We start from the raw sequence: 12,415 nt of genomic DNA, 5'->3' as shown, positions 1-12,415 counted from the left end.
GGCATCAGACTTGGCCGTAGCGCCCCGCCTCGTCGCCGAGCCAGCGGCGGATCAGCGGTCGGCTGGCCTCGGGATGGCCGGCGAGCAGCGCCTCGGCCAGGGGCGGAATGCGCTCGAGCAAATCGGCGTCGCGCTCGAGATCGGCGATCTTCATCTGGGCCAGCCCCGTCTGTCGGGTGCCCAGCACCTCGCCGGGACCGCGCAGCTCCAGGTCCTTTTCAGCGATGCGAAAGCCGTCGGTGGTTTCGCGCATCACCGCCAAGCGTTCGCGGGAGTGGGCCGACAGCGGCCCATGATAGAGCAGCACACAAAAACTCTCCGTCGAGCCGCGTCCCACCCGCCCGCGCAGCTGATGCAGCTGCGACAGCCCCAGCCGCTCGGGATTCTCGATGATCATCAGGCTGGCATTGGGCACGTCGACCCCCACTTCGATCACCGTGGTGGCTACCAGCAGGTCGAGCTCGCCGCTCTTGAACGCCTCCATGACCGCAGCTTTCTCGCTGGCCTTCATGCGCCCGTGCACCAGCCCAATGGCAAGCTCCGGTAGCGCTTCGGTGAGTTCGTCGCGGGTCGCCTCGGCGGCCTGGCACTGCAGCGCGTCGGACTCCTCGATCAAGGTACAGACCCAGTAGGCCTGGCGCCCCTCGGCGCAGGCGTGGCGAATACGCGCAACGACCTCCGGACGGCGCTCGTCGGGCACCACCACCGTCTTCACCGGGGTGCGCCCGGGCGGCAGCTCGTCGATGATAGAGACGTCGAGGTCGGCGTAGGCGCTCATCGCCAGGGTGCGCGGGATCGGCGTGGCGGTCATCACCAGCTGGTGGGGCGTGAGGCCGCCGGCCTCGCCTTTCTCGCGCAGCGCCAGGCGCTGGTGCACGCCGAAGCGATGCTGTTCGTCGATGATGGCGAGCCCCAGGCGCTGGAAGTGGACATCGTCCTGGAACAGCGCGTGGGTGCCCACCACCATGCGGGCGCGCCCGTCGCGAATGGCCGTCTTGGTATCGAGGCGCGTCTTGCCCTTGAGCTTGCCGGATAGCCATGCCACCTCGATGCCGAGCGGCTCGAACCAGGCCCTGAAGGTGCGATAGTGCTGCTCGGCCAGAATCTCGGTGGGCGCCATCATGGCCGCCTGGCATTCGCCGGCGATGGCGGCGAGCGCCGCCCTCGCCGCCACCACCGTCTTGCCCGAGCCTACGTCGCCCTGGACCAGACGCAGCATGGGGACTTCGCGCGCCAGGTCGCTGCCGATCTCGTCGAGCACGCGGCGCTGGGCACCGGTCAGGGAAAACGGCAGTTGGGTGAGAAAGCGCGTCTGCAGGCCGCGCCCGCTGGGCAGCGCCGGCGCCCCGTCCTGCTGGATTCGCAGGCGCACCTCCCTCAGGCTCAGCCGATGGGCGAGCAGTTCCTCGAGCGCCAGGCGTCGGGTGGCCGTATGCCGGCCGCTGGCGAGCCGTTCGGGGTCGGCGTCCGGCGGCGGCTGATGCAGCACGTGCAGGGCCTGGTGCAGCTCGGGCAGAGCGAAGCGCTGGCGAAGCTCGGGGGGAATCCAGTCGGGCAGCGCCTCGGGGGCGGCTTCGTGCAGTTCCAGCGCCTGTTCGATCAGGGCACGCAGGCGCGCCTGGTGCAAGCCTTCGGTGGTGGGGTAGATCGGCGTCAGATGATCCTCCACCGGCGGTGCCTCGGCGCTGAGCAGGCGATACTCTGGGTGATAGATTTCCAGGCCGGTGGCACCGGCGCGGGCTTCGCCGAAGCAGCGCACCCGGGTGCCGGGACGAAACTGCTGCTGTTGGGCCGGCGAGAAGTGAAAGAAGCGCAGGCTGATGATGCCGGAGCCGTCGCGCAACCGCACCAGCAGGCTGCGGCGGCGCCCCTTGACCACGTCGCTGGCCGACACCTCGCCCTCCACCACCGCCTCGTGGCCGGCCCGCAGGGTACCGATGGGGGTGATGCGGGTGCGGTCCTGGTAGCGCAGCGGCAGGTGGAAGAGCAGGTCGGCCACGCTTTCCACGCGTAGCCGGGCCAGCTTCAACCGCAGCGCCTCCCCTACGCCCTTGAGGGAGGTGACCGGCGCGTCGAGAGCATTCATGTGGGCGCTCATGCAGTTTCTGGAAGCGCCTCGTGACACTGCTGGATGGCGTCGGTGACGGCGTCGATCGCCTTGGGCCGTGGGAAACTGGCGCGCCAGGCGATGGCCACGGTGCGCGACGGAGCCGGTGAACGGAACGGGCGGCTGGCGAGCAGGCCGCTTTCGTAGTGGCCGGTGCCGATGGCCGAGCGCGGCAGCACGGTGATGCCGAGCTTGGAAGCGACCATGTGACGGATAGTCTCCAGTGAGCCACCCTCCGCCGTCAGGGTATTGCTCGGGCTGTTGAGCTGCGCGCTGATCGCCGGGCAGGCCTCGAGAATCTGGTCGCGGAAGCAGTGTCCCTCACCGAGCAGCAGCAGGCGCTCCTTGAGCAGATCCTCCTTCTCGATGAAGTCTCGCTGGCTCCAGGCGTGGTTGGCCGGCATGAGAACCTCGAACTCCTCCTCGTAGAGAGGCTTGGTGACCACGTCGGTTTCGGTGAACGGCAACGCGATGATGATGGCGTCGAGCTCGCCACTGCGCAGCTTGCGGCGCAGGTTGGCGGTGAAGCCCTCCTCGATGTAGAGCGGCATCTGCGGGGCGCTGCGCGTCAGCGCCGGGATCAGATGGGGGAAGAGATAGGGTCCGATGGTATAGATGGCGCCGATGCGCAGGGGGCTCGCCAGCTGGTCCTTGCCGGCATTGGCCAGCTCCTTGATCACGCTGCTCTGCTCCAGTACGCGCTGGGCCTGCTCGACGATCTTCTCGCCCAAAGGCGTGACCTGCACGGTGGACTTTGAACGCTCGAACAGGGCCACGCCGAGCTCCTCCTCGAGTTTCTTCACGGCCACTGACAGCGTCGGCTGGGAAACGAAGCAGCGCTCGGCGGCCCGTCCGAAATGGCGCTCCTGCGCCAAGGTTACGATATAGCGAAGTTCTGTTAGAGTCATGACTGGTGCCCCGTGGGCATCCTCTCGGACGATAGATAACTTTCAATAGGGACTTTTTATCAGGGGGCGAGAGAAAGGTGAAGAAAACCACACTGATTCTGGGCTGTGGCGATATCGGCATGGTGCTGGGCAGAGAGCTGCTGGCGTCCGGCCATCGCGTGATCGGGGCTCGCCGCAGCGTGGCGGCACTGGAGGGCTCCGGCATCGAACCGCTGGCGCTCGATCTGGTCGACGAGGACGCCCTGTCCGCGCTGCCCGATGCCGACTACGTCGTCTACATCCTCAGCGCCGACCGCTTCGACGAGGCCGCGTACCGAGCGGCCTATTGCGACGGTCTCAAGGCGGTATTGCGCACCTACGAGGGACGCGACAGGACGCCGCAACGCCTCTTTTTCGTCTCCTCCACCAGCGTATATGCGCAGAAGGAGGGCGAGCGAGTCGACGAGGAAAGTCCCGCGGAAGCGGCCGGTTTCTCGGGGACCGTGATGCGCGAGGCCGAGCAGGCCCTGGGCGAGAGCTCGCTGGCCGGCACGACGGTGCGGTTCTCGGGCATCTACGGTCCGGGGCGCGATCGCCTGATCCGCCAGGTGCTGGAGGGACGCATCGCGCCCAAGACACCGCCGATGTACTCCAATCGCATCCACCGCGACGATTGCGCCGGCGTGCTCAAGCACCTGATCGGCCTGGATGTCGCCGGCCAGCCGCTCGACGGTCTCTACCTGGTCAGCGACTGCGCGCCGGAGCCGCTGCATGACGTAATGGCCTGGCTCGCCGGGCAGCTCAAGGTGGAACCGACCGAAGTGATCCAGGCGCCGCTGCGCAAGCGCGCGAGCAAGCGCTGCGACAATACCCGCCTGCGCGAGACGGGCTATGTCTTTCGCTTCCCCAGCTACCGCGACGGCTACGCCCAGGTGATGAAGGAGGGCGGTTTTCTGGCCGAACCGGTCTGATCCGGGCTGACGCGACAGGCAATGCGCGACGCTACACTACACTCGCATTGCCTGTCTGGCTCGGGTTCCCGTCATTCTCCCGTATCGCGCTTCCGCCGGCTTGCATTCACAGCGGCAGGCGGTAGCCTAGGGCAAGCACCTCGATGCCCTCGTTGGGGTCCTTGATACCCGCATTGGAATAGTGCGTGAAGCTCAGCGAGAGCTCGCCGGGGCCCACCGAACCACCCAAGGCGATGCGATCCTGGAACTGGAACGCCGTAGAGAGATCGCGCGAGCCGATCCGCGCATCGAGAAACACCGCGGCGCCGATACCGCCCTCGACGAAGACGCTTCGCTCTCCGGCGAAGGTATAGCGCAGCATCGGCGTGATCAACCAGGCGGCGTTTTCGTCGCTCTCCTCTCCGTCGAGCAGCAGCAGGCCGGTCGCCAGACGCAGGTCCAGCTGCGGATGCAGGCGATCGAGACCGATCATGGTATCGAACTCGATTCGAGCGGCGGCTTTCGATTCGCTAGTGACGCCGCCTGCGATGTAGAGATCTGCCAGGGCGGCGGAGCTGCCCGTCATGAGCAGACAGGCCGCCAGAGCGGCGGCGAATTTCCGGTGGATCATGGCTCCTCCTTTCGCGTGCGCGCCGGTGCGGGGCGACTCACCGTTGGCGCGTTTCGTCCTTGAGCTCAGCTCTGCGATTCCGCCAGGGCCTGGTAGCGTGCGCCACGATCATCGGTGATCGATTGAATCAGCGCTATCTTATTATAAGACCATGCCAGCGCTACGTCGGGTAGCCCTTGTCGTTCGAATGTGACGGCGCGTCGCAGCAGAGTGACGTGGGGAACGAACCGGGCGGGACGAGCGCCGAGGCCGAGCGCCTCGAGCGTGCCCCACACTCCTTGCTGAAGGCGTGACAGGATCGGATCGGGCGCCCCGCCGACCCAGACGATGCCCGGCCGCCGGAAGCAGCCCCAGCGGTCGAGGCGCCACTCGCCGGGCTCGACGGTCTGCCCGCTCACCCAGTCGATCAACTCGCTTGCCTGCGCGTCGCCCACCTCGCCGAGGAAGGCGAGCGTCAGGTGCAGGTTGCCGTCGGGCATGCGTCGCCCGCCGCAGCGGGCGTGGGCGGCGTCCGCCAACTCACCGAGCCGGCTGCGCAGCTCGGACGGCGGAGTGAGCGCAATGAAAAGTCTCAATCGCCGATGACCATGACGGCTTCCGCTTCCACCTGCGCGCCCTTGGGCAGTGCCTTCACGCCTACTGCGGCACGGGCGGGGTAGGGTGCCTCGAAGAACTCCTCCATGACCCGATTGACGATGGCGAAGTTATCGAGTTCGACCAGGTAGAGGTTGATCTTTACGATCTCGCCCAGCGAGCCGGCCGCTTCCTCGCACACCGCCTTGAGGTTGGCGAAGACCTGGCGTGCCTGGGCTTCGAAGTCGTCGGAGACGAGCGCCATGGTGGCCGGGTCGAGCGGGATCTGACCGGAGAGATAGACGGTATTGCCGGCCTTGATGGCCTGGGAGTAGGGGCCGATGGCGGCGGGCGCCTTTTCGGTATTGATCACGGCCTTGTTGCTCATGCTGGTCTCCTTGTGATTTTCATGGCGATGCACTAACGAAAGGCCCGTTCGCCGCCAGGGGCGGCGAACGGGCCGAAAGCGGATCAGTTGCCGACGCGCGTGATCCTGCCGACGTGCGACAGGTTGCGGATGCGCTTGATGATACGGGCCAGGTGCACGCGATCGCGTACCGCCAGGGTGAGGTGCACGATGGAGAGCCGCGCGTCGCGCTCCTCGATGCCGATGCGCTCGATATTGGCATCGGCATCGGTGACCAGGCTGGCGAGTTCGGCCACCAGGCCGCGGCGGCTCTCGATCTCGATGCGCAGGGCCACCGGAAAGTCCTCGGTGATCTCGTCGGACCATTCCAGGGCGAACAGCTTGTCCGGGTCGCTCCTGAGCTCGTCGAGATTACGGCATTCCGCGCGATGCACCACGATGCCCTTGCCCACCGACAGGTGGCCGACCACCGGGTCGCCCGGCAGCGGATGGCAGCAGCGAGCGAACTTGATCACCATACCCTCGGCGCCGCTGATCAGGATGGGGCCCTGGGGCTGAAGCGTGCGTTGACCGGCCTCGGCCATGTCGCCGTGCAGCAGGTCGATCAGGCGACGGGCCACCACATGGGTCACTCGAGTGCCGAGCCCGATCGACTCGAGCAGGCTCTCCTCGCTCTTGATCGAGAGCTCCTCCAGCAGCTCCGGCAGGACGTTCTCCGGCAGCTCCTCCAGGCTGGTCTCGAAGTCGCCCAGCGCCTTGTTGAGCAGACGTCGGCCGAGCTGGACCGCCTCGGTGTGCTGCTGATGCTTGAGCGCATGGCGGATCGCCGAACGTGCCTTGGCGGTAACCACGAAGTTGAGCCAGGCCAGGTTGGGCCGCGCTCCCGGCGCGGTGATGATCTCCAGCGTCTGGCCACTCTCCAGCCGGGTGGAGAGCGGCGCCAGGTGGCGATCGATGCGACAGGCGATGCAGTTGTTGCCGATGTCGGTGTGCACGGCGTAGGCGAAGTCGATCACCGTGGCGCCCTGGGGCAGCTCCATGATGTCGCCGCGCGGCGTGAACACGTAGATATCGTCGGGGAACAGGTCGTTCTTGACGTGCTCGATGAACTCCAGCGAGTCGCCGGCGTGACGCTGCATCTCCAGCAGCCCCTTGACCCACTCCCGGGCGCGGGCGTGGCTGCCCTCGGCAATGGGATGATCGGTCTGACCCGCCTTGTAGAGCCAGTGGGCGGCGATGCCGTTGTTCGCCATGGCTTCCATTTCGCGGGTGCGGATCTGCACCTCGATGGGCATGCCGCCGCTGCCGAACAGGGTGGTGTGCAGGCTCTGGTAGCCGTTGGCCTTGGGTATCGCGATGTAATCCTTGAAGCGTCCCGGCACCGGCTTGTAGAGATTGTGCACCGCGCCGAGGATGCGATAGCAGCTGTCGACGTCTTCGGTGATGATGCGAAAGCCGAACACGTCCATGATCTCGGCGAACGGCTTGCGCTGGTCGCGCATCTTCTTGTAGATCGACAGCAGGTGCTTCTGGCGGCCCACCACGGTGCCGGGCAGGCCCTCGTCGTCGAGGCTCTTCTGCAGAGTCGTCTGGACCTGGCGGATCGCCGAGCGGCGGTGACCCCGGGCGCTCGAGACGGCGCGCTTGATGCGCTCGGCACGCATCGGGTGAAGCGCCTGGAAGGAGAGGTCCTCGAGCTCTACGCGGATGGTATTGATACCCAGCCGGCTGGCGATGCGAGCATAGATTTCGAGCGTCTCGCGGGCGATGCGACGCTTCTTCTCGGGACGCAGGGCGCCCAGGGTGCGCATGTTGTGCAGGCGGTCGGCGAGCTTGACGATGATCACGCGGATATCGCGCGACATCGCCAGGACCATCTTCTGGAAGTTCTCGGCCTGGGCGACGGCCTTGTCCTCGAAAGTGATCTGGGTCAGCTTCGAGACGCCGTCGACCAGTTCCGCCACCGGCTTGCCGAACTGCTCGGCCAGCGCCTCCTTTGACACGCCGGTATCCTCGATCACGTCATGCAGCATGGCCGACATCAGGCTCTGATGGTCCATGTGCATGTTGGCGAGGATGTTTGCCACCGCCAGCGGATGGGTGACGTAGGGTTCGCCGGAGCGCCGCCGCTGGCCGTCGTGGGCCTGCTCGGCGTAATAGAAGGCGCGCTTGACCTGCTGAATCTCGTCGGCTGGAAGGTAGCCGCCGAGTCGGTCGGCCAGGTCGTCGATGGTGAACATTAGCGCGCCTTGGATGACTTGCCTTACTCCTCGAGGGAAATGCCCGGTTCGCCCTCGCGACGAATCCGGACCGGCGCCTCGATCGGCTCGTCCAATACGCTGTGATCCACCAGGCCGGCGGCAATCTCGCGCAGGGCCATGACGGTGGGCTTGTCGTTTTCCCACGGCAGCTGGGCATCGCGGGATCCACGGGCCAGTTGACGAGCGCGCTGGGTGGATATCATTACCAGCTTGAAACGGTTCTCGACGTTATCCAGACAATCTTCGACGGTGACACGCGCCATAGGGGATTTTCCCGAAAACTGTGAGGGATGCTCGGCAAAGCGCCGAGATCCGAAATGGAACAGGACAGACTAGATTACTCGACGCCCGACGGCTGTGACAAGCGCCTGCGGCTGGGTCAGGACAACAGCCCCGCCAGCAGCGGGCCGTGTGCCTCGCGTACCCGAGCCAGGCTCAGGCGATGGCTGATCACCAGCGACTGAAGCTCGCGCAGAGCGGTGGTGAAGTCGTCGTTGATCACTAGGTACTCGTATTCGTCATAGTGCGACATCTCGCTGACCGCGTCGCGCATGCGCCGGGCGACGGTGGCGTGCTCGTCGGTACCGCGGCTGGCCAGGCGGCGTTCGAGCTCGTCGCGCGAGGGCGGCAGGATAAAGATCGACACCGCATCGGCCATCTGGCTGCGTACCTGGCGTGCTCCCTGCCAGTCGATCTCGAGGATCACGTCCTGACCAGCGTTCAGCATCGCCTCCACGGCCGGCCGCGAGGTGCCGTAGTAATTGTCGAACACCCGGGCATGCTCGAAGAACTCGCCGCGCGCAATCATCGCCTCGAACTCGGCGGTTTCCACGAAGTGATAGTTGACGCCGTCCACCTCGCCGCGGCGCCGCGCCCGGGTGGTATGCGACACCGAGACCTGAATGCCATCGAGACTCTCGATAAGCTCGCGCACCAGGGTGGTCTTGCCGGCGCCGGAAGGCGCGGAAATGATGAAAAGCGTACCTTGGGACATGGCATTGCATCCGTAATGAGCGGCTGCGATGGGGGCTCGGCAACCTGCCTGGCGCGAATGGATAACGGGCCCATATTATACACGCCGAAACGTTACTCGATATTCTGGATCTGTTCGCGCATCTGCTCGATTAGCACCTTGAGCTCCACCGCGCAGCGGGTGGTGCTGGCCACCGCCGACTTGGAGGAGAGCGTGTTGGCTTCGCGGTTGAGCTCCTGCATCAGGAAGTCGAGGCGGCGTCCCTTGGGGCCCTTCTGGCCGAGCTGGCGCTCCACTTCGGCAACGTGGGTCTCGAGTCGGTCGAGCTCCTCGTCGACGTCTGCCTTCTGCGCCAGCAGGACCATCTCGGCCTCGAGCCGCTGAGGATCGAGCTCGGCCCGAACCGCTTCCAGTCGCTCCACCAGCAGGGCGCGTTGACGCTCGAGAATCTCCGGCATCAGTCGGCGCACCTCGGCGACCTGCTCGCGCACGCCGGTCAGCCGCTCGCGGATCAGAGTTGCCAGCTTTGCTCCCTCGCGGGTGCGGGCGTCGATCAGCTCGTCGAGAGTGGCCTGGAACAGCGATGTGGCTTCGGTCTTCACCGTCTCCAGATCGACGCCCTGGGCTTCGACGATGCCTGGATGGTCGAGCAGGGCCAGGGCATCGGGCATGGCGACCTGGGGCAGCGCCTCGCGGATTTCACCCAGCGCCGCGGCCAGCGCGACCAGGCGCGCATGATTGACCGCCAGGCTCTCGCTGGCGTCGGTGGGCTCGAAGCGCAGGTGGCATTCGACCTTGCCGCGAGCGAGCCGCTCGCGCAGCGTCTCGCGAAAGCTGGGTTCGAGGTCGCGCAGCGCCTCGGGCAGTCGGAAGAAGGGCTCCAGATAGCGCTGGTTCACCGAGCGCAGTTCCAGCTGCAGGCTGCCCCAGTCGCCCTCTCGGCTTCCGCGGGCGAAAGCGGTCATGCTGTGAACCCGAGTGCTGTGGTCGACCATGGTGACTCCTCCTCGTTCGAACGGCGGTACCGCACGGCCAGCTTGGCGGCCTGTGCACGGGAGTGTAACCGATTCCCTACCCCGACCGTGCGGCCTAGCGTGTAGAATGGGCGCCATTCGGCGCCCGCCTCAAGCAGGCCGGGCGCTTTCGATCTCACTGCCGATTCGAGAGGTAACATGGCTTTCGACCTCACTCGCCCCAGCGGGCGACACCCCGACCAGCCGCGCGAGATCCGTCTGACCCGTGACTATACGCGTCACGCCGAAGGCTCGGTGCTGGTGGAATTCGGCGATACCAAGGTGCTGTGCAACGCCAGCGTCGAGGCCGGTGTGCCGCGCTGGCTGCGCGGCAAGGGCCAGGGCTGGGTCACCGCCGAGTACGGCATGCTGCCGCGCGCCACCCATACGCGAGGCGGTCGCGAGGCGACGCGCGGCAAGCAAGGCGGCCGCACCCTGGAGATCCAGCGGCTGATCGGGCGCTCGCTGCGTGCCGCGGTGAACCTCAAGAAGCTGGGTGAGTTCACCATTACCATCGACTGCGATGTGATCCAGGCCGACGGAGGTACTCGCACCGCCTCGATCACCGGCGGTTGCGTGGCGCTGGTCGATGCCATTCGCTACTTGCAGCGCAAGAAGATGATCAAGGGCGACCCGTTCGTGCAGCTGATCAGCTCGGTCTCGGTGGGGGTCTTCAAGGGGGTGCCGGTAGTGGATCTCGACTACCCCGAGGATAGCGCCGCCGACACCGATATGAACGTGGTCATGGCCGAGCCGGGTGGGCTGATCGAAGTGCAGGGCACCGCCGAGGCGGGGGTCTTCTCGCGCGACCAGCTCAACGCCATGGTCGATCTGGCGGAGAAGGCAGGCGCCGAACTGTTCGCACACCAGCGCGAGGCGCTGGGCATGCCTGACTAGAGCACGGAAGAGGTTGGTCTGGAGAGCGGGCCTGGCCACCGCCGACGTTCCGTAAGCACCATTGGCTGAACGCCCAAACGCATCGCGCCGGCCTGAGGCCGGCGCGATGCGGTCCGGTCGAAACCGGGCCGCGACGAAAGGGCGTGACTTACAGCGCCAGGTCGTACTCCACGAACAGCGGGGCGAACTCGCTGAAGGTGGCCTCATCGTCGATCCAGGCATCGACCACGTGGCGGCGCAGGTTGGGGCCGACGATCTGGTAGTCGATACGCCATCCCTCCTGACGCGAGCGCGGTACTTCCTGGTCCAGCTTGGGCCACCAGGTGTACTCGCCGGCATCGCGGTTGATCTCGCGGAAGGTATCGATGAAGCCGGTGGGGCCGAACACTTGATCCATCCAGGCGCGCTCCTCGGGCTTGAAGCCGGGCGTGGCCTGATTATCGGCCCAGTTGGCCAGATCGAGAGTCTTGTGGGCGATGTGCCAGGTGCCACAGATGATGTATTCACGGCGCTTGCGCGCCATTTTGCTCAGATACTCCTGATACTGCGCCATGAAGGCCTGCTTGGCGGCGTAGTCGCTGCCGTCGGGCATCAGGAAGCTGGCGATGCTGAAACGGTCGTAGTCGGCCTGCAGGAAGCGCGCCTCATGATCGCACTGAGGGAAGCCGAGACCGTACATGATGGCCTTGGGGATCTTGCGGCAGTAGAGCCCCACGCCGGAGAAGTCGTCCTGTTCGGCGTCCAGGAAGTAACCCTCGTAGCCCTCCGGATAGAGGATGCTATCGTCGAGTTCGAAGCTCTTGGCCTTGAGATTCTGAACGCAGATGACATCGGCGTCCTGTGCGGCCAGCCAGTCGAGAAAACCTCGCCCGACGGCCTCGCGGATTCCGTTGACATTGATGGTCGCAATTTTCATACATGGTCCCTTTGACGTCGCGCGTGTATGATACCCGACGTTTCGACGTTTGGGTAAATGGCCCGCATGGCAATTCGTGATAGGACGGTTTCCATGCCGTGGGGCTAAGTGATAGCGGGGGATCGCCGTGGCGACCAGCATGCAAGCCTATCAGCGTGAGTTCATCGAGTTCGCCATCGCGCAAGGGGTACTGAAGTTCGGCGAGTTCACGCTCAAGTCGGGTCGCGTCAGCCCCTATTTCTTCAATGCCGGCCTGTTTCGCAGCGGCAGCGCCTTGGCGCGGCTGGGGCGTTTCTATGCCGACGCCATCGAGGCCAGCGGCCTGCGCTTCGACGTGCTGTTCGGTCCGGCCTACAAGGGCATTCCGCTGGCCGCTACCACCGCAGTGGCGCTGGCCGATCACCATGCCCGCGACCTGCCCTTCGCCTTCAACCGCAAGGAGGCGAAGGACCACGGCGAGGGCGGCAACATCGTCGGCGCCGAGCTTGCCGGACGTATCCTGATCATTGACGACGTGATCACCGCCGGCACCGCGGTTCGCGAGGTGATGGAGCTGATCGAGGCCGCCGGTGCCGAAGCGGCCGGCGTGGTGATCGCCCTGGATCGACAGGAGCGCGGTCAGGCTGAAGATGAAGCCAAAAGCCAGAGCGCCATCCAGGAAGTCGAGGCGCGCTACGGCATTCCGGTAATCAGCATCGTGACGCTCGACATGGTACTGGCTTATGTTGAACGATATGCCGATGAAGCGCTTCAGGGTCACGCGACGGCCATTCGCGATTATCGTGCGCGCTATGGTGTCGCCGTCGATTGATATTCAGTACGTTACGCGCGCAGTAAGCA

The 12,415-nt window shown here is 65.7% G+C and carries 13 protein-coding genes; 3 read left to right on the top strand and 10 right to left on the bottom strand.

Translation table 11 applies throughout. The features are described 5' to 3' along the window. Positions 1–4: 4 nt before the first annotated feature. Together recG and CYJ07_RS07630 are read right to left on the bottom strand one after the other, a co-directional pair. The gene (gene recG, locus CYJ07_RS07635) at positions 5–2,086 is read right to left on the bottom strand and encodes an ATP-dependent DNA helicase RecG (protein ID WP_231489565.1); all 2,082 of its coding nucleotides are present in this window, start codon (positions 2,084–2,086) and stop codon (positions 5–7) included. Between the two features lie 8 nt (positions 2,087–2,094). Continuing rightward, the gene (locus CYJ07_RS07630; protein WP_104203084.1) at positions 2,095–3,015 is read right to left on the bottom strand and encodes a hydrogen peroxide-inducible genes activator; all 921 of its coding nucleotides are present in this window, start codon (positions 3,013–3,015) and stop codon (positions 2,095–2,097) included. Positions 3,016–3,092: 77 nt separating this feature from the next. Between CYJ07_RS07630 and CYJ07_RS07625 the strand changes: the two genes are divergently transcribed. Next, the gene (locus CYJ07_RS07625; RefSeq protein WP_156085481.1) at positions 3,093–3,965 is read left to right on the top strand and encodes an NAD(P)H-binding protein; all 873 of its coding nucleotides are present in this window, start codon (positions 3,093–3,095) and stop codon (positions 3,963–3,965) included. A 106-nt stretch (positions 3,966–4,071) separates the two neighbouring features. Here CYJ07_RS07625 and CYJ07_RS07620 read toward each other — a convergent pair whose 3' ends face one another. From CYJ07_RS07620 to CYJ07_RS07590, 7 genes are all read right to left on the bottom strand, one after another. Further along, positions 4,072–4,575 carry an acyloxyacyl hydrolase gene (locus CYJ07_RS07620; protein ID WP_104203083.1) on the bottom strand — a complete coding sequence of 168 codons (504 nt, stop codon included), beginning with the start codon at positions 4,573–4,575 and terminating at the stop codon, positions 4,072–4,074. 65 nt (positions 4,576–4,640) lie between these two features. Continuing rightward, positions 4,641–5,150 (bottom strand): RNA 2',3'-cyclic phosphodiesterase, encoded by a 510-nt coding sequence (gene thpR, locus CYJ07_RS07615; RefSeq protein WP_104203082.1) that lies wholly within the window; start codon positions 5,148–5,150, stop codon positions 4,641–4,643. After that, entirely contained in the window at positions 5,147–5,536 is a 390-nt protein-coding gene (locus tag CYJ07_RS07610) for a RidA family protein (protein WP_104203081.1), read from the bottom strand. Before CYJ07_RS07610 ends, thpR begins: the two co-directional genes overlap by 4 nt. An 83-nt stretch (positions 5,537–5,619) precedes the next feature. Then, positions 5,620–7,755, bottom strand: a complete 2,136-nt coding sequence (locus CYJ07_RS07605) for a RelA/SpoT family protein (RefSeq protein WP_104203080.1) — start codon at positions 7,753–7,755, stop codon at positions 5,620–5,622. A gap of 23 nt (positions 7,756–7,778) precedes the next feature. After that, the gene (gene rpoZ / locus CYJ07_RS07600) at positions 7,779–8,039 is read right to left on the bottom strand and encodes a DNA-directed RNA polymerase subunit omega (protein ID WP_104203079.1); all 261 of its coding nucleotides are present in this window, start codon (positions 8,037–8,039) and stop codon (positions 7,779–7,781) included. Between the two features lie 116 nt (positions 8,040–8,155). Continuing rightward, positions 8,156–8,770 carry a guanylate kinase gene (gmk, locus tag CYJ07_RS07595; protein ID WP_104203078.1) on the bottom strand — a complete coding sequence of 205 codons (615 nt, stop codon included), beginning with the start codon at positions 8,768–8,770 and terminating at the stop codon, positions 8,156–8,158. Positions 8,771–8,862: 92 nt separating this feature from the next. Then, positions 8,863–9,744 (bottom strand): YicC/YloC family endoribonuclease, encoded by an 882-nt coding sequence (locus CYJ07_RS07590; protein ID WP_104203077.1) that lies wholly within the window; start codon positions 9,742–9,744, stop codon positions 8,863–8,865. Between the two features lie 177 nt (positions 9,745–9,921). On the opposite strand from CYJ07_RS07590, the gene rph reads away from it, so the two are divergent. Then, positions 9,922–10,659 (top strand): ribonuclease PH, encoded by a 738-nt coding sequence (rph, locus tag CYJ07_RS07585; protein ID WP_104203076.1) that lies wholly within the window; start codon positions 9,922–9,924, stop codon positions 10,657–10,659. Positions 10,660–10,807: 148 nt separating this feature from the next. On the opposite strand, the gene CYJ07_RS07580 is transcribed toward rph, so the two are convergent. Continuing rightward, positions 10,808–11,575 carry an exodeoxyribonuclease III gene (locus tag CYJ07_RS07580; RefSeq protein ID WP_104203075.1) on the bottom strand — a complete coding sequence of 256 codons (768 nt, stop codon included), beginning with the start codon at positions 11,573–11,575 and terminating at the stop codon, positions 10,808–10,810. A gap of 139 nt (positions 11,576–11,714) precedes the next feature. Here CYJ07_RS07580 and pyrE point away from each other — a divergent pair, with 139 nt between their 5' ends. Next, positions 11,715–12,386, top strand: coding sequence for an orotate phosphoribosyltransferase (gene pyrE, locus CYJ07_RS07575; RefSeq protein ID WP_104203074.1), 672 nt, complete (start codon positions 11,715–11,717; stop codon positions 12,384–12,386). The last annotated feature ends 29 nt before the right edge of the window (positions 12,387–12,415 follow it).

The organism is Billgrantia saliphila (genome assembly GCF_002930105.1).
Classification (GTDB): Bacteria; Pseudomonadota; Gammaproteobacteria; order Pseudomonadales; family Halomonadaceae; genus Halomonas; species Halomonas saliphila.
Note: the sequence above shows the minus strand (reverse complement) of the source record. Positions and strands in the feature narration are given on the sequence as shown.